16 protein-coding genes and 1 pseudogene are annotated in these 22,045 nt (G+C 54.9%); 1 reads left to right on the top strand and 16 read right to left on the bottom strand.

The window, feature by feature from the left end; all coding sequences use genetic code 11:
• Nucleotides 1-41 precede the first annotated feature (41 nt).
• The 4 genes from BCM02_RS00170 to BCM02_RS00155 form a co-directional block, all read right to left on the bottom strand.
• Nucleotides 42-1,421, bottom strand: coding sequence for an ABC transporter substrate-binding protein (locus BCM02_RS00170; RefSeq protein WP_187433925.1), 1,380 nt, complete (start codon nucleotides 1,419-1,421; stop codon nucleotides 42-44).
• A gap of 110 nt (nucleotides 1,422-1,531) precedes the next feature.
• Nucleotides 1,532-3,319 carry a sensor histidine kinase gene (locus BCM02_RS00165; RefSeq protein ID WP_187433924.1) on the bottom strand — a complete coding sequence of 596 codons (1,788 nt, stop codon included), beginning with the start codon at nucleotides 3,317-3,319 and terminating at the stop codon, nucleotides 1,532-1,534.
• Nucleotides 3,320-3,360: 41 nt separating this feature from the next.
• Nucleotides 3,361-4,890 (bottom strand): response regulator transcription factor, encoded by a 1,530-nt coding sequence (locus BCM02_RS00160; RefSeq protein ID WP_148927045.1) that lies wholly within the window; start codon nucleotides 4,888-4,890, stop codon nucleotides 3,361-3,363.
• 50 nt (nucleotides 4,891-4,940) lie between these two features.
• Complete coding sequence (locus tag BCM02_RS00155) at nucleotides 4,941-5,486, bottom strand: helix-turn-helix domain-containing protein (RefSeq protein WP_148927044.1); 546 nt, start codon at nucleotides 5,484-5,486, stop codon at nucleotides 4,941-4,943.
• A 234-nt stretch (nucleotides 5,487-5,720) separates the two neighbouring features.
• On the opposite strand from BCM02_RS00155, the gene BCM02_RS00150 reads away from it, so the two are divergent.
• Complete coding sequence (locus tag BCM02_RS00150) at nucleotides 5,721-6,635, top strand: AraC family transcriptional regulator (RefSeq protein ID WP_148927043.1); 915 nt, start codon at nucleotides 5,721-5,723, stop codon at nucleotides 6,633-6,635.
• Nucleotides 6,636-7,054: 419 nt separating this feature from the next.
• On the opposite strand, the gene BCM02_RS00145 is transcribed toward BCM02_RS00150, so the two are convergent.
• From BCM02_RS00145 to BCM02_RS35755, 12 genes and pseudogenes are all read right to left on the bottom strand, one after another.
• Nucleotides 7,055-8,494 (bottom strand): NAD-dependent malic enzyme, encoded by a 1,440-nt coding sequence (locus BCM02_RS00145; protein WP_148927042.1) that lies wholly within the window; start codon nucleotides 8,492-8,494, stop codon nucleotides 7,055-7,057.
• Between the two features lie 7 nt (nucleotides 8,495-8,501).
• Entirely contained in the window at nucleotides 8,502-9,734 is a 1,233-nt protein-coding gene (locus BCM02_RS00140) for an NAD(P)/FAD-dependent oxidoreductase (protein WP_148927041.1), read from the bottom strand.
• On the bottom strand, nucleotides 9,731-10,060 hold the full coding sequence (locus BCM02_RS00135) for a (2Fe-2S)-binding protein (RefSeq protein WP_148927040.1): 330 nt from the start codon (nucleotides 10,058-10,060) through the stop codon (nucleotides 9,731-9,733). The genes BCM02_RS00140 and BCM02_RS00135 overlap by 4 nt, the downstream gene beginning before the upstream one ends.
• Nucleotides 10,061-10,333: a (2Fe-2S)-binding protein gene (locus tag BCM02_RS00130; RefSeq protein WP_148927039.1), complete on the bottom strand. Its 273-nt coding sequence runs from the start codon at nucleotides 10,331-10,333 to the stop codon at nucleotides 10,061-10,063. It abuts the gene before it with no gap.
• A gap of 11 nt (nucleotides 10,334-10,344) precedes the next feature.
• Nucleotides 10,345-11,781, bottom strand: coding sequence for an aldehyde dehydrogenase family protein (locus tag BCM02_RS00125; protein WP_148927899.1), 1,437 nt, complete (start codon nucleotides 11,779-11,781; stop codon nucleotides 10,345-10,347).
• Nucleotides 11,782-11,817: 36 nt separating this feature from the next.
• Nucleotides 11,818-12,702 carry a dihydrodipicolinate synthase family protein gene (locus BCM02_RS00120; RefSeq protein ID WP_148927038.1) on the bottom strand — a complete coding sequence of 295 codons (885 nt, stop codon included), beginning with the start codon at nucleotides 12,700-12,702 and terminating at the stop codon, nucleotides 11,818-11,820.
• Nucleotides 12,703-12,760: 58 nt separating this feature from the next.
• Complete coding sequence (locus BCM02_RS00115; protein ID WP_148927037.1) at nucleotides 12,761-13,762, bottom strand: proline racemase family protein; 1,002 nt, start codon at nucleotides 13,760-13,762, stop codon at nucleotides 12,761-12,763.
• 35 nt (nucleotides 13,763-13,797) lie between these two features.
• On the bottom strand, nucleotides 13,798-14,799 hold the full coding sequence (locus BCM02_RS00110) for a proline racemase family protein (RefSeq protein WP_148927036.1): 1,002 nt from the start codon (nucleotides 14,797-14,799) through the stop codon (nucleotides 13,798-13,800).
• Nucleotides 14,796-15,992: an NAD(P)/FAD-dependent oxidoreductase gene (locus BCM02_RS00105; RefSeq protein ID WP_148927035.1), complete on the bottom strand. Its 1,197-nt coding sequence runs from the start codon at nucleotides 15,990-15,992 to the stop codon at nucleotides 14,796-14,798. Before BCM02_RS00105 ends, BCM02_RS00110 begins: the two co-directional genes overlap by 4 nt.
• Nucleotides 15,993-16,385: 393 nt before the next feature.
• The gene (locus tag BCM02_RS00100) at nucleotides 16,386-18,815 is read right to left on the bottom strand and encodes a hypothetical protein (RefSeq protein ID WP_148927034.1); all 2,430 of its coding nucleotides are present in this window, start codon (nucleotides 18,813-18,815) and stop codon (nucleotides 16,386-16,388) included.
• A 338-nt stretch (nucleotides 18,816-19,153) separates the two neighbouring features.
• Nucleotides 19,154-20,200 carry a LacI family DNA-binding transcriptional regulator gene (locus tag BCM02_RS00095; RefSeq protein ID WP_148927033.1) on the bottom strand — a complete coding sequence of 349 codons (1,047 nt, stop codon included), beginning with the start codon at nucleotides 20,198-20,200 and terminating at the stop codon, nucleotides 19,154-19,156.
• 156 nt (nucleotides 20,201-20,356) lie between these two features.
• Nucleotides 20,357-21,895, bottom strand: a pseudogene (locus BCM02_RS35755) (LamG-like jellyroll fold domain-containing protein); the annotation flags it as partial.
• Nucleotides 21,896-22,045: the final 150 nt, after the last annotated feature.

Here is a 22,045-nt window from a genome sequence, read left to right as displayed (position 1 = left end):
GATCGGGAGATGAGGGCCGAATAGCTTCGGCCCCCCGCCCGCTACTTGCCGTAGTAGCCTTGAATCAGCGGCTGTACCTTCGGTTCCACGCCTTTAAGCGCTTGTTCCGCGGTTTCTTTCCCCGTCCACACCTTATCGAGCGCCGGCGACACGAGCGCGTTGATCTTGGAGAAGTTCTTCACCTCGAACCCTGGCGTGCGGATCCCGTTCTCCAGCGTCTGCTTCATGAAGGCTTCGGTATAACCCTCCGGATGCGCTTTGTTCCCCGCCGCCCACTTGTTGATCAACTCCGGATTCGTGTACCATTCTTTCTTCAGCGGCATCCACAGACCGCCCGCGATCAGCGGCAGCACGCTATCCGGATCCGCCATCCATTTGTAGAGCATCCACGCTTCCTTCGGATGTTTGGTCGAACTGAAGATGACCGTCGGCGCGCCGTCAAGCAGCGTATTGCTCTCCTTCAGTTTGGGGAGGACCCCGACGCCCAGGTTGAATTCCTGCTCGGCGAACGCCTGCAGCGCCCAGTTCCCGGACACCGTCATCGCCACCTTCTTCGTCTGCAGCGCCATATCCGGCAAACTCTTCGTTTGAAGCGGCGTCGGCGAGACGTGGTGCAAGTACATCAGATCGGCAAGCTTCTGAATCGCTTCGACCGCTTCCGGTTCGGCAAGCCCGAAGCCCTTCCCGTCGGGCGTGAGATAGTTGCCTCCGTTCGAGACGACCGCGGCCATCATATTATAAGGATCGTATTGAAAGCCGAACTGTTTGATTTTGTCCGGATTGAAGTTAGGATCGAGCGCGTTGCGGCCTTCATTGTCTAACGTCAACTTTTTGGCATATTCCACGAACGTGTCCCAATCCCATGCCTTATCCGCTTCCGTCGGCGGCAATTCGACGCCTGCCGCTTGCAGCATGTCTTTGTTGTACATGAGCCCGTAACCCTCTACCGCGGTGCTCATGCCGAGCGTCTTGTCGGGCGCCCACTCATACCAAATCTGATCGAGATAATCCTCTTTGCGGAAATCGGGATCCGCCTCGATGAGCGGATTCAAATCCAAGATTTTTCCCTCCTCCGCCCACGACATCGCCGAACCGGAGTTCAAATACCCCACATCCGGCGCCACGTTGCCCGCTACCATCGTCGTAATCTTCGTCAAGTAATCGGATGGAATGTGCATTGGTTCCACCTTAATGCCGAACTTTTCCTCAAACGCTTTCAACGCATCCGTCACCGTTTTTTTCTCGATGGTGTCTCCCCAGAACGCAAACTTCAGTTCGATCTTTTCCTTCGGCTGGTTGGTGTCATTGGCGCTCGCATTGCCGGCAGGCTCCTCATTCCCGCCGGAACAAGCAGACAGCAATAGCGCCGACACGGCGACCGATCCGGCCAGCATACGAGTTAATCGTTTAGAATTAATCATGCCCTCACCCTCCATTACTTTTTACATGTTGTTTATATATTTAGTTTAATAGAAGCGAAACCGCGTTGAAATTCGATCATTTTTGTAATGGTGGAGGATCTTCGCTAATTTTACAAAGGCATCACAATTTTCACGGTCGTTCCTATATTTTCCTGCGAGGTCAAGGTTACCCCATACTGCTCGCCATACATGAGCTTGATGCGTTTATCCACGTTATGAATCCCGATAGAGTCGCTTCCCATCTCGGCGATCGCCTTCATGCGGCTTTCCGTGATCCCCTTCCCGTTATCTTGCACCGTAAAGCAGCGCTTGCCTTCTTCGATCCAGCCTCGAACCCGAATGATGCCCCCGTCGTGAATATGCGCAAATCCGTGCACGATCGCATTTTCCACGAACGGCTGAAGGAACAGCTTCGGCACCGTGCAGCCGTATAGATTCGGATCGATGTCGCAGCTGACCGTGAACTTCCCTTCGAACCGCTGATCCGTAATATAGATATAGTTGTGGAGCCAGTTCATATCCTCGTGGAATTCGCCGATGTCCCGATGGTTCTCCATCGTATATTGAAGCATGGACGAGAGGCTGATGATCATGCGGCTTAGCTCTTTTTGATTGTTTTCGAGCGCCGTCCAGTTCATGATATTGAGCGTGTTATACAGAAAGTGGGGATTCAGCTGAATGTTGAGCGACATGATCAAGGTCTCTTTCTCCCGCAGCTTGACGATGTAATTCTCCTCGATCAGATTGTTGATCTTCTCGTTCATTTGGTTGTATTTGTGAATCAAATGCCCCATTTCGTCATAAGCGACGATCGGAAGGCGCGTGCCGAAGTCGCCGCTGCCCGTTTTCTTAATGGCCTTGATGAGCTGGTTGATCGGACGCGTAATCGATTCCGCGAACAAGCAAGCCAGGAACAGCGAAATGAAGAGCAGCACGAGTCCGAGATAAAACGTATACGACGTAATTTGCGGCATAAACGTATCCAGCAGCATGTCCGAGGAGACGGTGATGCCCGCGATCCAGCCGGTTACCGCCGACGTGTCGAAGCAAATAATGAGCGGCTTGCCATCTTGAACGACGGTGATCGTCCCGCTCTTGAGGCGTTTCATTCGATCCAGCCACTGGGGTTCGATCCTCGTCCCCGCTCCCTCCCGATCGCTCTGCGCGACCAAGTTTCCTTGCGCGCTGATAACAAAGTACGCCGCGCCGTTAGAAGGCAGCGTACGTTCGAAACGGGAGGCAAGCAGCTCCGGCTTGAAGGTGAAGAGCAGGATCGGCGGTTCGGCTCGGCCGCTTAACTCGGTGATGGCGCTGCCCGTGATATGAAAGAACTTCAATAGCCGGACGCCGGCCAATAAAGGAGGATATTGCGAAGAGGAATACGATTCGCCGCCATCAGCGCCGAACATATCCGCAAAATGGAACGTCGGCACCCATTTCATCGCGCCATCGCCTTCCCGCGCAGCTTGATGCAGCGCCGTGGACGCGAACGTCTGGTAGGGAATGAACGCGGAATTGCCGATGTTCGAGTAGCTGGTCAGCAAATGATACGAGTAGAGCTGCGAGGTTTCGGGCAAATATTTTTCCAAAGCTTTCAGCACGTTTTTCTCCATCGTCACCATGCCGTATTCATCCTGCGGATCGGCGCGAAGATATTGTTCGTACATGACGGGATCTCCAATCAAGGCCAGACTATCGGCCTCGATTTGCGAGAGCTCCGAATCGATGATTTCGTTGTTTTGCTTGACGATGGAATAGACGTTTTCGCGCGAGAAGTTTTCAATGAAGCCTTTGCTTGCGTAGTAGTATTTGGCGCCCATAATCGTGATCGGAATCAGCACGAGCAAGGCATACGATAGAAGAAGTTTCGACCTGATGCTAAGGCGTTTGACGCTCATCCATAATCGCTTCATAAGGGTACGCAAATGGACCTCATCCTTTATCGGGTAGCGGAGAGATGACGATATTCATCCGGGCTCGCGCCGTATTCTTTGCGAAAAAGCCGAATAAAATATTTCACGTCCTTGTAACCTACCATGGCCGCGATTTCATAGACCTTCAAAGTCGTCTGTCTCAGCATGCTTGCCGCGTGGTTCATCCGGGTCTGAATAATGTATTGGCTGACGGTCGTGCGGGTATTGTTCTTGAAGAGCATGCAGAAATAAGAGGCGTTAAAATGGAATTTCTCCGCCAATAAGCTAAGCGACAACTCCTCGGCATAATGGCTCTCGATATAGGACTTGCAGGTCTCGATGATGGACTCGTTACGTTTGTGCTTCCGATTGTCGAGTTGATCGGTGACGCACGCGACCCAATGCTCTACGGCCTCCCATAATTCCGTCCAGTCCCCGCTTCTCAAGAAAGTCTCCTCATGCAGATCCGCGTCTTTTATGGCGTGGCCTTTCTCCGACAGGCAAGCGTGCAACTGATGAATGGATGCGGCCAGAGACAGCTTGAACGCTTCCGGAGACGGCATTCCCTTCTCGAGTACGTGAGCCGTCGCGGCGCGAATGCCATTCAAGATCGCCGGCTTGTCCCCGGATTGAATGGCTCTCGTCAGCAAACCGGTATCCAACTTCATCATGGCGGCATGACTTCGCAAGGCCATGGACATCGACGTATAACAGGCATTGCCACCGTGATAAAATCTGGCCTGAAGCGCCAAGAGCGCTCGTTCGCACGATGCGTGAACGTCCTGTCCCCAAGCGTAGAACGGCTCACCCGCGCCGATGGTCAACTCGATCCCAAGTTTACATGAAAGCTCCTCGATGACGGGTTGGAGTCGCTGCCGCAGATCGTTCGGCCAGAAGGACGAATCGTCGGCATCGGCCGTCAGCACCGCCATTAACAGCTCCATGCGGTCCGGTTCATGAAACACCGACCTTACGCCCTGCTCCTTCGACCATTGTCCGACCCTCTCCATAATCTGGCGGCGGATTAGCGTCGGCATTCCCGGACATGAAGGACGCTTGAACTCGATAGCCAGCACACCCCCCTTCCCGACCGGGCAGCTCTTCTCCAGCAAGCGAATATCGTCCGGGGACGATGCCCCTTCGAGCACGCGGGCAAGCAGCATGTCGATCGAGGCCAATTGCTCCGTCTTATACTTGGATTCGGCCTTGAGCAGCGTCTGAGTTACCTTCTCTTCTTCGATCGGCTTGAGGAGATAGTCGCAAGCTCCGAGTTGCACCGCTCTTCGCGCATATTCGAAATGCGAGTAGGCGCTCATGATGACGATGCTTTCGCCCCCGCCTCTCACGTTCATTTGCTCGATGAACTGCAAGCCGTCCATGATCGGCATTTCGATATCCGTAAACACCAAATCGACGGGATTAGCCGTAAGGCTCGCTAAAGCCTCCATCCCGTCTTTTGCGTGTAGGATTTGGTAGTCAGGCCGCAGTTCTTGGATCATGCGAGACAGTCCTCTTCGATGTTTAGGTTCGTCATCCACAACTAATACGCGCAGCATATGATTTCCCCCTGCCTCTATGGAAACTGCCAACCGTCACGCTCGAGTGCTCATGCTTTGGAGTCGGAGCAGAATACCGAGATGTATTTGACTTCATCCGTGACCAGCGTATACGCGTGCTTCTCGACGGAATCGAAGTACAGACTGTCTCCCGGCGCCAAGGTGTGCGACTCCGAACCTACGTTATAGACCATCGTCCCTTCCAGCACATAGATAAACTCTTGCCCGACATGCGAGTGTTGGTTGTGTCCGGTCTTGCCTTTCTTCGCAATGAAGTAGAATGGCTGCATCAATTTCTCCGGCCTCTCCGCCGCGATGGCCGCGAAAGCGTACCCCTTATCGGTCTTCACCATCTTTTTGACCGTGGCCTCGCTAGTCGTATACACCGTGCCGTTCTGATCTTCGTCATCCAGCAGGACCGATATTTTCGTCCCGAGCGCCTCGGCGATTTTGATGAGCGTGCCGATCGGCGGAACGCTCTTCCCGTTCTCGATCTTGGATAGCAGGCTCTTCGTGAATCCGCAAGCCGCCGCGATATCATCCAGACTTCGGTTCTGTTCTTTGCGAAGTTTTCGTATTTTACTTCCGAGTTCCATGATTATCGATCCCCTACCATGCAATTGTATTCAACAATGTGTAATTCCATGAAACTATACATGCTTGTCATTGTCAAATACGAAAATGACTTGCGCCGATAGGAGCTCTCTTTACTAATATTTCATTGTTGCGGGACATGGTATAATCTACATGTTACCGAGTCATGCGCGGTATTCACATCCCGAAATTCAACCCGGTGTTCTAAAATTCCAACCTAAGCGAGGAACAAAATCATGTCTTGGCCGATATTGCATTTTGTAACTCCCCCGATCCCTTATTTTATTGATAGCGGTAAGCACACTTATTTCAAGGGCGAACGACATGTCAGCCGCTTCTCGATCAATGTGTTCGATATTATCATCGTGACCAAGGGTACGTTGTTCATCGGGGAGAATGACAAGGAGTGGGGCCTGAGCGAAGGAGAAGCCATCATTCTGCGTCCGGACGGCTTCCACTACGGGACTGCCCCATGCCCGGAAGAGACCGATATTACATGGATTCACTTTCAAACCTTCGGGGCATGGGATGAAATGAACACGATGAACGAATGCCTCGACAATCAAATCGCGCTCTTCGAGAAGCATAAGCAAGCTGCTTATCTGAATCATTGCGAAGTGAGCTCGATTTTCATTCCGAAAGTCATGAAGCTCTCCGACAAATCCATGGACGATCTGACCGCGTTTTACGCCTTGGATCACGACCCGCGTTCGCTTCGAAACTGGAAAAAACAGACCGCTTTTCAAATGTTCATGCAGCATTTGAACCAAGAGGCGGAGCGATCGACCGACTCGACGGCCCTCCGGCTGGCAGAGAAGGTTGAGCTATTCATTCGCCATAATTACAACCAAAAAATTACGAACGCCCTGCTGCAGCGGGTTTTTAATTATCATCCCAACTATTTGGCCAAATGCATGTTGAAAGTATACGGCGTCACGCCCATTGATTACTTGCAGCAATACCGGATCGAACAAGCGAAGAAGCTGCTGCTCCAGACCGATTGGTCCGTCGCTCGCATCGCCGAAGAAGTCGGCTTTAACAATCCGCCCTATTTCTCCTCCGTCTTCACGAACAAGCAAGGGCTCTCTCCTTCCAGCTACCGCAACAAAAGCATGATACTCGACGATTCCGCACGAGGATTGAAGCCATAATCAAAGATCTCCCGCTATAATCGGCGATCATCGACTTGGTCCATCCAGGCTTCGATCTCCGAGTGATCGCGCGGTAATATTGCGAGACCAGCTGTTGATAGAGGGGCCTTGTTTCATCGATAAAGTCCTGTTCGGCCATATATGCCGCGTTGGATGTATCCATCGTGTACCGGATGTAGGCAATCTCGCACATCGATTCATAGTCTGTGCGCAAGCCGTGGATTTCCGCCATGACGCTATTCTGTCCCTCGGCGGTCGTTTCGTTCTCTAGCCTCTCAATGAGCGCGCCCAGATGGTTCTCCAGCTCATTCATGTCTGGGCGTGTATACGCAAACTCCATAAACCTCATCAGCTACAGCTCCTTTGCCAAGGATACAAGAAGGAAGCCGTCGACGCGGGGCAACGGCTTCCAGAACGCATCACATTTGCAAGGGGTGCCCCTCGCGGGCGCGAAGATCGCGCCGGCGCGCAACGCCGGATTCGTAGGCTACCTCCATGACCGCCCTCCGTACCCGCTCGACGACTTCCTGATTGAAAATACTCGGAATAATGAAATTCTCGTTCAACTCGTGATCCTGAACGACCGAGGCAATCGCAGCCGCCGCGGCGAGCTTCATGGCCTCCGTGATGCGCGATGCCCGGCAATCGAGCACACCTCGGAACAACCCCGGGAAACATAACACATTATTGATTTGATTCGGATAATCGGACCGCCCGGTCGCCATCACCTTCACGATGCCCTCGACCTCTTCGGGAAGAATTTCCGGCGTTGGATTCGCCATCGCGAATACGATGGGATCCTTCCCCATATTCCGGACATCGGACGCCGTTAACACGCCTGGACCCGACACCCCGATGAATATGTCCGCGCCATGGATCACTTCGGATAAGGTTCCCGTCTTCAAACGTGGATTGGTATGCTCCGCATACCAATCCCACGCTTCATGATCGTAAGTCTGACCGCGGACGAGCGCACCGCATCGATCGACGCCGATAATATCCGTTACGCCCGCGGACAATAGGATTTTCGTGCAAGCCGACCCGGCTGCCCCGACGCCGCTCAGCACAACCCGGCAATCCTGAAGCCGCTTTCCCACCAGCTTGACGGCATTGTAGAGACCGGCAAGCAGCACGACGGCCGTGCCGTGCTGGTCGTCATGAAAGACGGGAATGTCGAGTTCTTCGATCAAGCGGCGTTCGATCTCGAAGCAGCGCGGAGAGGAGATATCCTCCAGATTGATCCCGCCGAATGCAGGCGCGATTCGCTTGATCGTCTCGATGATCTCCTCGGTATCCTGCGTATCGATGCAGATCGGGAACGCGTCGACGTCCGCAAGCTGCTTGAATAGCATCGCTTTGCCCTCCATCACCGGCATAGCCGCGAGGGGGCCGATGTTGCCGAGTCCAAGAACGGCGGACCCGTCCGAGACGACGGCCACCGTATTTCGTTTGATCGTTAAGGAATAGGCCGCGGAAGGATCGTCATGGATCGCCATGCTCACTCTGGCGACGCCAGGCGTATACACGCGGGATAAGTCGTCCCGATTCTTGATCCTAAGCTTGGGATTGACCTCGATCTTGCCGCCGAGATGCATCAGCATGGTCTGATCCGATACTTTGATCACGTTGACGCCGACCAGCCCGTTCATCTGCGCAACAACCGATGAAGTCAAGATCGGATTCAAGCTGATCGTCAAGTCATAGATCATGGTTTGCTTCGCGATCCCGCTGACGTCGACGGCGAGCACTTCGCCGCCAGCCTCGCCGATTGCCGTCATCATTTGGCCGAAAGCGATTTTCTGCTTATCCATCTCTAGTCGAACAATGATATTGGTGCTGCTCCCCGCGTTAACCGCCATTGCCTCGTCACACTCCAACTTCAATGGTTTCCTGCCATAGCCGGTAAATGCCTCGTCTTGCCTCCGCAATGCCCGGCTGGAACTGGATTAGCGCCGCAGCCCGCGTACGGCCGACCTCCTCCATCGCCTCAGCTACGATCCGATCGCCGCCGCTGCCGATCGCGTCGGCATCTACGCCTATGGACGCCGCCGCCAATCGGCCCTGAGACATCGCGACTAACGCGCTCTCCACCCCCGTAATATTACCGGCGACGTACAAGCCTTCTACCGGCGTTCGCATCTGCTCGCTATGAAGCGGCAAGTGACCGCCTAGCTCAGGCGTGTAGATAAAGGGACAGCCTGCCACCGAGGCCAGCTCCGCCAGCGGATATAAACCGCCGGCAAGCGCGACGAAATCAACCGGCTCCTCCCATTGGCTGCCGTCGAGGATCTCTCCTTTGGCATCGACTTGGGCCAGCGTCACGGACTCGACCCGCTCGTTCCCGTTAATCGACACGGCGGCGGTACGCAGCTGAAGCGGAATATCCCACATCCGAATCCCTTTTCTGGGGAAGAAATTCGCGATCCATCCCGCGAGATTGCATGAACGCGCGATTCTGCTGCCCATTCGAAGGATCGGAGACGGAGCAAGATGGGACAAGCCCATAAGCAGCTCAAGATTGTCCTTCGGCTTAGCAGCAGCTCCCGCCAATGGACCTGCAGGCGGGAGCACGATGCCGGCTAGGGAGACGCCGCTTACCGAGAGCTCCCTGGCAATTGCCATCGCGAGAACATTAATACCGACAATGAGCCCTCTTCTGCCAGGCTTGACGAAATTGACATTGGCCATGACCTGGGCCGCGCCGATGGACATCACCCCCGGCAGCGTCCAGCCTTGCACCGGCATCGGAATCTCGGCCGCTCCCGTCGCAAGCAGCACGCGAGGCGCAAACAGGGCGCCTATGGAGGTCGATACCTCAAATCGGTCATCCACCTTCAGCATACCGTATACAGAGACGCCGCACCGGATGCGAACCCCACGCCTGCCGGCTTCCGCAATCAATTCATCGGCGATCTGCTTGCCAACCCACCAATGGCCGGACTCCTCGTGGAACTGACCAAGCATTCGGCCGCCCGGCTCCGGGAATTCATCGATAACGGTGACCCGCAGACCATACTCGGCCGCTTTGTTCGCGGCTGATAACCCGGCAGGACCAGCGCCAACGATGATGAGATCCGTCTCCTCCCCTTTGCTTGTCATGGCAGCTTCCTCCCGGTAATTTCATTCGCGAGCTGCTGCCCTTCCGTAATGATCATGCCCGGCTCAAGCGGGGTAAGACAGGAGCGGACGATTCCTTGCCCCTGGACGACCAGCCGGCATTCCATGCAATGTCCGATCGCGCAATAGAAGCCGCGTGCCGCACCGGATTCTTCATGCCTGCGCAGGACGCGAATCCCCTCGGCCAATAAGGCGGCCGCGATCGGCTCGCCTCGATAACCGCTAAGTTTCTTCCCGTTAAAGGTATAGGTGATCGGTTGGTGGAATTTCGTCTTGCCCAGAATGGGATGATGCTGGATTCGCTCCATCTAGGACTCCCCCCTTGCCAACTGGCCGAAGCTCACCGGCCGGATTGGCGGGCGGCAGGACAGCAATTCGGCATCCAGCGACGCATGGGGGTCTTGCGCGCGCAGCCATGCTTCAACCAGCCTCCGGCAGACGCGTCCTTGGCAAGCTCCCATGGTTGCCCTGGTCTTCATCTTTAATTGGCGCGACGTGCAGCTGCCGGACTGATAAGCGGTTTCCAATTGTTCCATCGACACTTCTTCGCAGCGGCATATGAGGATAAGAGGTGGCTTCATAATCGTGCCTCTTACGCATAACTGATCGCGCAAGTTTTGATCTCGCTGTAGAAATCCAAGGCCGCTTGACCTTGCTCTCTGGAATGCGAGCTGGACAGCTTCATGCCGCCGAACGGCGCCTGATATTCCACGCCCGCCGTTTCTTGATTCACGCGCACCATGCCCGCCTGCGCCTCGTCAAGGAAACGATGGGCATAAGTCAAATCGCGCGTAAACAACGAAGCGCTCAAGCCAAATACGGTGCGATTGCAGAGCGCGATCGTTTCCTCGAAGTCGGCCGCCTTTAGAATGGTTGCAACAGGGCCGAATATTTCTTCTTGCACGAGCGGATGATCGGCATCGATGCCAGCTGCTACGAGGGGCCGGATATAATAGCCATCGGCTGAACTGTCCGGGAGGCTGCCTTCGGCGATGATCTCGGCCTGCTCCCGAGCCATGTTCACATACGACATGACGGTTTTATGCTGACCCGCCGAAGCAACCGGTCCTAAGTAGACCGAAGGATCAAGCGCAGCGCCCAGCTTAACCTGTGACGTCGCCTTCGCGAATGCTTCGACGAAGCGGTCGTAAATCCCGCTCTCGACGATAATCCGGCTTGTCGCCGTGCACTTCTGCCCGGCCGAGCGGAACGCCCCGCTAACGATCATGGCGATCGTCTTGTCCAAGCTGGCGTCATTGAGTACGATCGCCGCGTTCTTCCCGCCCATCTCGGTCTGGTATTTCACATTCCGGCGGGCGCATACCTCGGCAACATGCCTGCCGGTAGCAGTCGAGCCTGTGAAGCTGACCGCATTAAGCGACGATTGTTCCAGCAGAACGTCGCCGATTTGACTGCCTTTGCCGATCACCAGATTCAATACGCCGGCCGGCAACCCGGTAGAGGCGAAAATTTCGGCCATTCGGCTTGCCGTCAGCGAAGCGAACTCCGCAGGCTTCCAGACGACCGTATTCCCGCATATTAGCGCAGGCGCGAATTTCCATACCGGAATGGCCACCGGGAAGTTCCACGGCGTGATGACCCCGACTACGCCAAGTGGCACCCGCTTCGTATATTGCAGGACGTCTGTCTCGCTCGACGGAATGACCTGTCCGCTCGCTCGAACGCCTTCGGCGGCATAATAACGAAGCAGATTGACGCCGCGCATCACCTCGCCGCGCATTTCGGCGATCGGCTTACCCATCTCCGTACTGGCGATCGTGGCGAGCTCTTCCAGACTCGTTTCCAGCCCTGCCGCCATTTGGTACAGATGGCCGGCTCTAGCCGCGCCCGTCTGACGGGACCAAGAGGCGAAGGCGGCGCGCGCCGCCTGCTCCGCTTGCCTGACATGAGAGACGTCGGACAAATGCATCACGCCGACCTCCTCGCTTAGATTCGACGGATTCTTAATCACAATGGTACCGGCGCTCGGGGTCACCCATTCGCCACCGATCCAGTTACGGCTATTCATCATTCCGCGGAACCTCCCTCGTATTCACGTGATCCCTCATTGCGGCTGCTTGCGGTTAACGGCGAATTCGTATGCTTTCTTGATCGCCTCATAATCGGCGACCGGCAGCGGCAATCTCGGCGGGCGCGTAGGTCCCACTGGGAAATCCGACAGCCCCATCATGTACTTGATCGATTGGACGAGCTGCGGGCTTGCATCATAATGGAACAGCGGGAGCAGACGGCGGTACAGCTCGCCGGCTTCCTTCAATTTCCCTTCGCGCGCCAATCGGAATAACTCGACGCCTTCCTTCGGCAGTGCGTTCGGCACGCCGGAGATCCATCCCGTAGCGCCGAACAACGGCCCTTCCATCGCAAGGTCGTCGACGCCGATCATGACTTCCAAATTTGTTTTGGCCAAGATGTCGTGCACGCGGCGGATGTCGCCCGAGAATTCTTTCACCGCCACGACATGCTCGATTTTGGATAATCTTGCGAGCAGATCAGGCGTCAGATCTATTTTGTAATCGTGGGGATTATTGTAGGCGATAATCGGCAGCCCTACGGTATTCAGCGCCTCGTAATGCGCCACCACTTCATGTTCGAGCGGCTTATAGTTAATCGGCGGCAGCGCCATCACTCCGGCTGCGCCCGCATCCTTCGCATGCCGTACCCAGGCTACCGCTTGCTGGGTCGAAGGAGCGGCGGAACCGACGACGACCGGCACGCGACCGGCGGCCGCGTCGATAACCGTCTCCACGACCTTCGCCCGTTCCTCATTGGACATGGTCGCGTATTCGCCGAGCGAGCCTGTCGGCACCAGACCGTGCACGCCCTGCTGAATCAACCAGTCGCACAGCTCCGCCAATCGCTTGTAATCCACCTCGTATGCGGATGTGAACGGCGTAACGAGCGCAACATAAACACCTTCAAAACGTGCCATAGCGGGTAATCCCCTTTCGTTATTTGAATATTCAAAAAATATAAAATGCAAGGAATGGCTAGCGTAATATAAACCCTTGGGGCAGCGGATCCGAAGGATCCAGAACAAAGTTCATCCAACCTAGCAGATGAGCGTCGGCTGTATATCTAGGCACGATCGACGAGCGATGATCGTTCTCCTTCGCGAACGAGGAACACCTAGCCTTGGCACCGGTGATCCCTTCATACGTTACCTCCTCGCCAAGCATTAGCTCACCGCGCGCGATCAGAACGGCGAGATGCGCGCATGCTCCTGTACCCCCTGGCGATCGGTCGCACTGCGCATCGGCGAAGATGGTCATGCCGCGATAAGCGTGTTCTGTCGAGCCGGATGCCGCAGATTCGTACATAAATACGCCATGCAGGCCTTTAATGGATTCATCATCCGGATGCACGACGTCGACGGCAGCCTCGACCGCCTGGCGAATAGCGCTTCCCCAAGCCTGCATCTCCGAAATTGAAGTCGTAATTCCCCCGAACGGCGCGGCGTCGACAACCGCATAGAACGCCCCGCTGTAGGCGACATCTATCGTACACGCGCGTCTTTCAACGACAACCGGTACGTCGGCGGCCAATACGAAGCTCGGAATGCCTTCGATGGTGACAGACCTCGCTTCCGTCCCGTCGTAATCGGCATAAGCGGTAACCCGGCCGGCTTCGCAATCGATTCGAATCCCGCTGACCGCTTCCTCTCGCGCGATCTGCCCCGTCTCCAGCCAAGCGGTCACGACCGCGACAAGACTATGCCCGCTAATCGGAGCAAGACCTTCATTGTTCATGAATAACAAGCCGAAATGCGCGTCATCGCTTGCTGGCGGAGTCACAATGGCGCCGGTCATGCCGAGATGTCCACGCGGTTCGGCCATAAGCAGCCGGCGTACCGCGTCATGATGGCCCATGAAGTCCGCTGCCCGCTCTCGCTGCACGGCTCCTCGCATCTGGGGTAAGCCTCCGGTTATAATCCGAATCGGCTCCCCGCCCGAATGCATGTCGATGGTCGAGTACCATTTGCTGATTTCCATCGCTGACCCCCCAATGAAATAATAGCCCTCTCTCGCTAGAGCAGGAAAAAACCGTCGTTTAGCGCATCCCGCTCATCGAGGAAGAACTGATGGAGGCCGGTAACCCAAGCGGAACCTGATATTTGCGGAACGACGGCCGCAAGCGTTCCGACCACGGTTTCTTGCAGCGCTTTCGCATGAAACAAGGAGCCTACGATGCTTTCATGGACGAATTCCTCATTCAGCGCAAGCTCGCCCTTCGCGTACAAGACGGCCACCTTGGCAGACGTCCCCGTCCCGCATGGCGAACGGTCAATTCCGCCGGGAGGCACGACGACCACATTCCGGCAATGCGCTTCAGGCGCGACCGGATCACCGTAGAATTCGACATGCGTCAATCCGCGAATGACCGGAATTTCCGGATGAATGATTTCAACCTGTTCATTGACCGCCTCTCTGATCTGGACGGCCAGCCGAACGATTTTCGAGCCGTTGGTCGGCAGCAGAGGCAATTTCAGTTCGCGCGCATCCACCAACCCGTAGAAATTGCCGCCATACGCAATATCGAGATTGACCTCCCCAAGTCCGTCTACCTGTACTTTCACGTCCCGCCGGTATAGAAAGGAAGGAATGTTGGTAAACGTGACCCGCTCCACCTTGCCGCGGTTGATGTCCAGCCGAGCCTCCACAAGCCCGGCCGGCGTATCCAGCCGAATAACGTTTTTCTCAACCGGAAAGTATCCGCTCTCGATCAAAGCCGTACAGACTCCGATCGTGTCGTGACCGCACATTGGCAAGTACCCGCCCGTCTCAATGAACACGACCCCGATATCGGCTGCAGGATCGCATGGCTCGGTCAAAATACAACCCGACATCACTTCATGCCCGCGAGGCTCGAACATGAGCGCCCTCCGAAACGCATCGTGATGCTCAGACATATAAATCATCTTCTCTGTCATCGTCTTGCCGATTAAGGCGGGCGCGCCGCTGGTCACCGTACGGGTCGGATTGCCTCCGGTATGCGTGTCGATCGTCGTGACCAACTTAGAAAGCCTCATATGACCACCTCCTGATGTACCCTGCCGGTGAGGAATCGGTCATACCGCAACGGCTCGGTCGGAATGCACGTCGGAGACTCGCTCAGCATCTCGCTCACCGCCTTGCCGGTAACCGCCGCCAAGCTGATCCCGTCGCCTTCGTGGCCGGCAGCCACGTATAAGCCTGGCACCTCGTCAATAGACGACACGATCGGCAGATGATCCGGCGTCCAAGGACGCAAGCCTGCATATGCACGAAGCATCGGAATATGCTCCATAACGGGGAAGAACCGAATGGCCCGTTCCGCGATTAACCGGATGACGTATTGGTCCACTCTGCTGTCCATACCGACGAACTGCCGGCTCGATCCGATCAGGAAATTTTGGGAGGCCGTCGGCTCGAACACGAGCGCCACGCCGTACTTCTCCATCTCGGGGTCCACCTTGCGCCGGCCGCCGAATTTACTGATCAAGTAGCCGAATTCCATTACTTTGCGTTTCCCGATATTGGTTGACCGGGAGGCAACGAGGATATGTCCCTTGCGCGGCTCGATCGGAAGATCGATCCCGACGGATCGCCCTAGTATTGCGGACCATACCCCTGCCGCGATAATAACGCTGTTCGCGCGAATCGTGCCGGTGGATGTTTCCACGCCTCGAACGCGTCTCTTCTCATCCAACAGGATGGACTTCACCTGCGTATGCGTCATCATGCGCGCGCCGTGCCTGCGAGCCGTAGCCGCCAGCGAGTACGTGAGCAGGACGGGATTGACCGTCGAATCCGTCTCGCACTCGAGCCCCCCGAGCAAATCATCCGCCATGTAGGGCCATTCTTCGCGAAGGTCGTTCCGATCGAGCATGTGAAAAGGAAGTCCCGCTTCCTGCTGCCGCTTGACCCAGCGTTCGGCCGCGATCATCTCTTCTTCGCTCTCGCACACCAGGATGCTGCCCGGCGCCCGGTACTCGAATTCTTCATCCAGCTCATGGACTAATGCGGCGATCAGCTGCTGCGACTTTAACGACATCTGGCTATCGAAGCCAGGATCCTTGTCAATCGCCAAAATGTTGCCGTCGCACTTGGAGGAGGTCCCGCCGCCAATCTCCCCTCGTTCGACCACCGCCACATCCATGCCAAGCTTTGCCGTGTAATAGGCAATTGCCATCCCGATAATGCCGCCGCCGATAATGACGACTTCAGCCGAGTCTCGCTTCATAACCGGTTCACTTCTTTCCGCTGGTGTACGTCGATTCGCAACCCTAGACGGCCCCAATGCTGTCAGGTTAAGATGGGCTCCGTCCCTTTGACCCGAGTTCTGTTGCTCCCTCCCCCTTCCCCCTCCGCTGCAATGTTGTCAGGTTAAGATGGGCTCCGCCCCTTTGACCCGAGATTTGTTACCACCTCCCCCTTCCCCCTCCGCTGAGGGGAACCAGAGGGCTTTGCCCTAGTCGGATAGAATCTGATAACCTAATGAGTTGAATGAAGTTTCTTATTAGTCTATATTGTTAATTTTAATTCAACCTTGTTGAATCGTCAACGATCATTTTTATACAAAAGCCGCCTCCAGAATCGAATTCTAGTAGGCGGCTGTTCATTAGGTATTATTCGATTATTGAACCGGAAGGCCGACAGGCAGGAAGTTGCCGTTCGTATAGCACACGCTCTTTAACGTCTCTCCGTCACGAGCCGTGTACGTTAGCTCCTTCTCCAACATGACGAATTTACGCGGGTAAGCGGCATAGCTCGTCACCTTCCAGCCCTCCTCCATTGGCTCGAGAAAACCATTGACGCACCGCAAATGACCGGAAGCATCCGTATATAGATAGGTTGTCGTGCCGAAACCGAGCATATAGGCCACAAGCTCTTCGCCCATATCCCAATCGTCTCCTTCGATACTGGCGAACAAGCTGCTGAACAGCGGGTCGTCCGACTGCTTGAACACCGATTGACCGAACCGGTTGCGGGACAGCTCGGGCATGTTCAGATTGGGAGCGGCGATGCTGTACGTGGAAGCCGCCTCTCCGGGCTTAAGCTTGCGCGCCGTTGATTGCACATTCCAGTCGTAGCAGTTAAAGACGGCCATGGTGGCTCGATACCCCGCCTCCAGGAGTCTTGGATCGCCAAGCGTCTCGTAGGAAGCGCGGGCAGCCCCCGCGACCAATCCGCCCCACAAGGAATGCGTCATATAGGACAACGCCTCCCACCAGCGGTCGGGCGCATTGGCACGGTAATCGTTGCTGAATCCGATATTGGCGATGATTAATTGGCTATATAATCGCGCTTCCTCCGTCAATCCTGCCAAACATAACGCTTCGCAAGTCGGACCAAATCCGGCGTTGTCATAGAAGTGCTCGGTAATCGCGCCCCGATACCCTTTAGATCCATGCTTCAAGCCTTCAACGAATCGAAGCCATAGTCCATGCAGCCGAGCATGCTGCTCTTGCAATCCTCTGTCCATCAAATCCGTCAACAGGTCCGAAATATAGAGAATAAATACGCCGACAAGCTGCGACTCTTCCTTCTCCCGCCGGCTGCCATGACAGTCGGGGTCGAGTCTCATGCACAGCACATCCGCCGCCCAAGCTAAGTAAGTGTCGGATGCGTTATAGGTTAACAGATCGTCATCCATTCGAGAGAGCAAATAAAACACATGCCCAATATAATCGAAATCATAAATCCGATAGAATGAGCCATAGAGGGAGTTCGGTCGCGATAAGTTCCCTTGTTCAAACCAATGCGGCTTCATATCGAGAAACGCGGACATTTCGGCTTTCGCGACTTGTTCCGGAATCGCCGGCGATAAACTGTTTTTCATAAGAATAAAGGTCAATTTGCCGAGCGACTCGCCTTGGTTCGACAAGGGCAAGAATGCGAACGGACGCTCCGAGTTCGGATCCTTCTGAACATTGTTCTCGCATAACCAGGCCGCTCTTTTCTCGAGAATGCGTTGAATCGGTTCAAGGACATTCCCAACCAACACATCCGTTCTGCCATTCTCCAGCGTGGCCACGACTTTAAACTCGCCTGCGGTTCGAATCGGGATTACGGCTCGCAGCCGATTGGAGGCGCCATCCGGAATCGATCGGAATTCACTCGTGATGTCGACTGCATCGACGGCGTTCCCATCGCCTGACATCGTCATCATGCAGACCGATTGCAGGTTCTCGCTAACCGGCAGCTCAACCTCGGCGACGAACTGTCCTTCCGTCGTAATAACCGGCGAATACGTCCATTGCGGGTGTCCATAAACGAGCGCCTTCTTATAGAAATCCTCCTGATGCTGGTACGGTGTGAAGACGAACGTCCATGCTCTCGTCTCGGACGGCTGCAGCGTGACCGCCTCATACGCTTCGCCATAGATCCAATCATGCTCCGCGGTATCCGCCATGGAACTTCCGTCTTCGATGAACGATAGCCGGTGATAGAGCAGCCCATCCAGCGAGGGCGATACCTGTTCCAGAAAACGGTTCACATAGCTGCAGTACGATCCAAACGCCGCCACGCGATCTCCCGTACTGTAAACGGCAAGATGCGGAGCCGTGTTGCTTCGGCGCATCGCCGCGAATTTAGCGAAATCGCCTCCGACATGCGGAAATAAAGCGCAGGATTGATTCATGTTCCTCGAGACATCTTGATCACGGAACATGATATAAGCGAGCGAGAACCAACTATGGAATCCGTTAATCGTGATCGGAGCCGTCGCCCGGTTAGCGCATTCGACGGTCCACCGCCATTCGTCATCCCGATCCAGCGCGTATCGATATTGAACGAAGAAGTTCGGATGCTCGAACTTAATCGTTGCGGCATTAGCCGTCAATTCGAAGTACGTCTCCAAGTTAACGCTTTCAATCCACTCTCCGTTAACGCTGGCAGCCCATTGGCCAAAACGTTTGTCTTGATCCGTATAGCCCGCTTCCTCTACATATCGGGCATCGATGACCCAGTTCATTCGAGCCGGGTCATCAGCCATAACGAATGATTCCACGGTTCCGCTTGGAGAAACGACTAATTCGAAGGCATTATTTCGCAGCAGATTCACGGTTTCACTCCTATATCATTCAAAATCTAAACGTTTAACTTAATGCAATAATCTTAACATATTGAAAGTTTATCCAGCAAGCATTTTCTGACCTGTCCGTAATCATGCCAATAGACCAGTTAAACCAAGCATTTGCTAGAATTCTGCCCTCTGTTCCAACACCGTGTTAGATGAAAGTTGGTTGCGATGTCGATACAATATTACAAGTTAATCGATTATATAACCGAACACCATGCTTCTTTACATCTCGCGATCCAGAACGACAAAAACGGCCTCCGGTCGATAACGTCCGGACCAAGGCCGCTTAGCTGCTGATCTATTCATGCTCTTGTTCAGAATTACTTGCCTGCCGTTCTAGGCGCGGCGACAGACTCTCGTTCAATAAGCCGGCACAGCGGCGTCTCGTCGATTACTTCCCCATCGCCGCTAATCATGCTTGCGAGCGATTTCATGGCCAGTATCCCCATATCGTGCAAAGGCAGTTCGACCGTTGTAATGCTTGGACTTAAATAGGCGCTGAACTCCCGGTTGTCAAAGCCGACGATGGATAGATCTCGAGGAACGACCACCCCTTGCTCGGATGCGCAGCGGAGAGCGCCCGCTGCCATAAGGTCGTTCATAACGAGAATCGCCGTCGGCGGATCGGCTAGGCTGAGCAGCTCGCCGGCCAACCGATAACCCGAATCCAACCCCCAATCGCCTACCTTGATGAATTGCGGATCGAACGGCAGTTGGAATTCCGTAAGCGCTTTATAGTAGCCGTTAAACCGCAGCCGCGACGGGATCGAATCCATCAATCCGCTGATGACGCCAATACGGGAATGACCTTTGCTAACCAAATAGTTCACGGCATCGTAAGAGGCCTGCTCGTCGTTATATTGGACCGATTTCGCATCATTGGCATAGCAGTAGGTGTACACGATCGGCTTATTGTACGTATTGACTAGACCGGTCAAATCCCTTGGGTGCACGCCAATATAGATAATGCCTTCCACTTGTTTGGATAGCAGGTTGGAGACTGCGTCCTGCGCGTATTTCCGGTAGTCTTCCATCTTCGAATAATTATATCCGATTCGCTTCTGGAGCCGAAGATTCGTCAATAGAATATGCATGTCATAGCGATCCGCATAGTCGTTAATGCCGTCGATGATTTCCGGTACGTTAAAGACGGTCACGTCCTCCGCGATCACGCCGATCGTGTTCGTGCGATTGCTTTTCAAGCTTTTCGCGATATCGTTCGGCCTGTAGTTGAGCTCTTCTATGACCTTCAGAACCCTTTCTTTCGTTTTGGGCCGCACGTTGCGAGTCCCGTTCAACACGTAGGAAACGGTCGCCGTCGATACGTTAGCGCGTGCAGCTATATCTTTAATTCCGACTTTCTCCATGCCGCTCCCCTTTTCTAAACGTTTCACTTTGTCTTTTTGTTATAACACTTCCTTTTCGAACATTCAACCCATAAACCGACAAAAGAAGCAAACAACCTTACTCTGCAGTAAGGTTGTTTGCTCTGTTACATGTGAATATCGAGATTACTCGAGCCGTTATCCGATAATCATTCTTGCCAACGCCGCCAAATCTTCGAGACCGATTCGGCCGTCGCCGTTGATATCCGATTTCGCCGCCGATGTCCAATCCGGATCCGCGTTTGTTTTGCCATACGCAGCCGCAACCATCGCGAGGTCGCCGATGCTGACTTTCGCATCTTGATTGACATCGCCTGGTTTCGGCTTAATAATGGCATCATTGAAGATCTGAAGCGCCGTCTGCAGCGATTCTACGGCTTGCGTCACTTCCGCCTGCGTTGCCGATGGCTTGCTTGCCACCGCGGCGGCAGCTTTGATCGCCGTTTCTAGCGCGGCCTTCGCCGCGGCCGATACTTGACCGACCCCCGTACCGACGACGGCCGCGTCATGCTTCGCCTGCGCCTCTTGGATCAATTGGCGTAATCCGGCTTTATCGATCATGGCAATATTGATCTCGTGTCTGGCTCCGGCATATTCCGTCTCCGTGCCGTTCCCATCGGCCATGATGACCTTCGCAACGTCAATGGCCGCAAGTCCCGATTCAGCCGCGTCCTTGACCTTCAAGCGAAGTTGGATGAAATCTCCGTTCACATCGGAAGCTTCCTGGGCTACATTCGCGATCAGCAGCCGAATGCGGCCCGGCGTTACTTCCTTGCCTGCCAGCACATAACCGGCTTTCAGCAGCTGTTCATCAAGCGAGACAAAGGCAAGCTTATCTTGGTCGTACGTGATGAGGATGTCCTGTGCCTGCTGGTTCCCGGTTATTCCTTTGTATCCGACGACGACGTCGAATTCATCTCCCAGGTTGGCTTGGACTGGCGCCAGAATAACAGCGCTTGCCGTCGCATCGGCTTCGGTTACCGTCACATGCGCTTCCGCGCGAATTCCCGTGCCTTCGACGATGCCGGCAACCGTAAAGCTGCCCTTCTTCGCGTATTGGCTAGGATCGACGGGCTCCCAAGAGACGTAAGCCGTTCCTTTCTCGTCATTCTCATAGGTCACCTGCACCCGTACTGGCAATATTGGCGCCGTGCCGACTTCGGTGGATACGACCGTACCGTCGATGCTCTTGATGTCTTTCCCTTCGTAGAGCGCCTTCGTTTGCGCCGCCGTCATCACGCCGTCGTAGATGCGGAAATCATCGAGCGATGCATGGAGCTGCGCGCCGTTCCCATAGCCGGAGACGCCGATCTTCTTCACGTCCGAAGTCGCCGATATCGTTTTTGGGGAACCGTCCGTGCCAACGGCCTGCTGAACGCCGTTCTTGTAAATCGCGCCCGTTCCGGTGTCGGAATCGAACGTCGTCACGATATGCGTCCATTCGTTCAACGGCAAGAAGTCATTCGGCGACTGGCGGACATAGAAGCCGTTCGCGCCGTCCACATAGACGATGCTCGAATTGCCGTTGTACGTGATGAACAGCCCTTTGCCCGCATAATTGTTCTCGGGCTTGAACCAGAGCAGCACGTTCTCTCTCTCGTTCATGCTCTCCGTCCGCTTGATCCAGTAGGACAACGTCATATTTTTCGGCTGAAGCAGCATGCTGCTGCCGGAGTCAATGTAGTTGCCGACGTCTCCGCTGAACTGCAGACCGCCGCCCGCATGCCCATCCGTCGATCGAGTAAGTTGGCCTTTGATCGTGCCGTTCAGTTGATTCGAACTGGCGTCCTTGATTTCCGAGCCTTCCGCTTCATCCATATTATATCG

This window comes from Paenibacillus methanolicus (assembly GCF_008124765.1).
In the GTDB taxonomy this organism is placed as follows: Bacteria; Bacillota; Bacilli; order Paenibacillales; family Paenibacillaceae; genus Paenibacillus_Z; species Paenibacillus_Z methanolicus.
The sequence above is the reverse complement of the archived record's forward strand: the minus strand, read 5'-3'. Positions and strand labels throughout refer to the sequence as shown.

Bases quoted from the DNA above. Each gene is read 5' to 3' on its own strand.
- BCM02_RS00140 (WP_148927041.1), bottom strand. From the start codon at position 9,734: ATGACAAGCAAAGGGGAGGAGACGGATCTCATCATCGTTGGCGCTGGT.
- BCM02_RS00115 (WP_148927037.1), bottom strand. From the start codon at position 13,762: ATGGAAATCAGCAAATGGTACTCGACCATCGACATGCATTCGGGCGGG.
- BCM02_RS00105 (WP_148927035.1), bottom strand. From the start codon at position 15,992: ATGAAGCGAGACTCGGCTGAAGTCGTCATTATCGGCGGCGGCATTATC.
- BCM02_RS00150 (WP_148927043.1), top strand. From the start codon at position 5,721: ATGTCTTGGCCGATATTGCATTTTGTAACTCCCCCGATCCCTTATTTT.
- BCM02_RS00095 (WP_148927033.1), bottom strand. From the start codon at position 20,200: ATGGAGAAAGTCGGAATTAAAGATATAGCTGCACGCGCTAACGTATCG.
- BCM02_RS00160 (WP_148927045.1), bottom strand. From the start codon at position 4,890: ATGCTGCGCGTATTAGTTGTGGATGACGAACCTAAACATCGAAGAGGA.
- BCM02_RS00170 (WP_187433925.1), bottom strand. From the start codon at position 1,421: ATGATTAATTCTAAACGATTAACTCGTATGCTGGCCGGATCGGTCGCC.
- BCM02_RS00155 (WP_148927044.1), bottom strand. From the start codon at position 5,486: ATGGAACTCGGAAGTAAAATACGAAAACTTCGCAAAGAACAGAACCGA.
- BCM02_RS00135 (WP_148927040.1), bottom strand. From the start codon at position 10,060: ATGGAGCGAATCCAGCATCATCCCATTCTGGGCAAGACGAAATTCCAC.
- BCM02_RS00120 (WP_148927038.1), bottom strand. From the start codon at position 12,702: ATGGCACGTTTTGAAGGTGTTTATGTTGCGCTCGTTACGCCGTTCACA.
- BCM02_RS00110 (WP_148927036.1), bottom strand. From the start codon at position 14,799: ATGAGGCTTTCTAAGTTGGTCACGACGATCGACACGCATACCGGAGGC.
- BCM02_RS00145 (WP_148927042.1), bottom strand. From the start codon at position 8,494: ATGGCGGTTAACGCGGGGAGCAGCACCAATATCATTGTTCGACTAGAG.
- BCM02_RS00130 (WP_148927039.1), bottom strand. From the start codon at position 10,333: ATGAAGCCACCTCTTATCCTCATATGCCGCTGCGAAGAAGTGTCGATG.
- BCM02_RS00125 (WP_148927899.1), bottom strand. From the start codon at position 11,781: ATGAATAGCCGTAACTGGATCGGTGGCGAATGGGTGACCCCGAGCGCC.
- BCM02_RS00165 (WP_187433924.1), bottom strand. From the start codon at position 3,319: ATGAGCGTCAAACGCCTTAGCATCAGGTCGAAACTTCTTCTATCGTAT.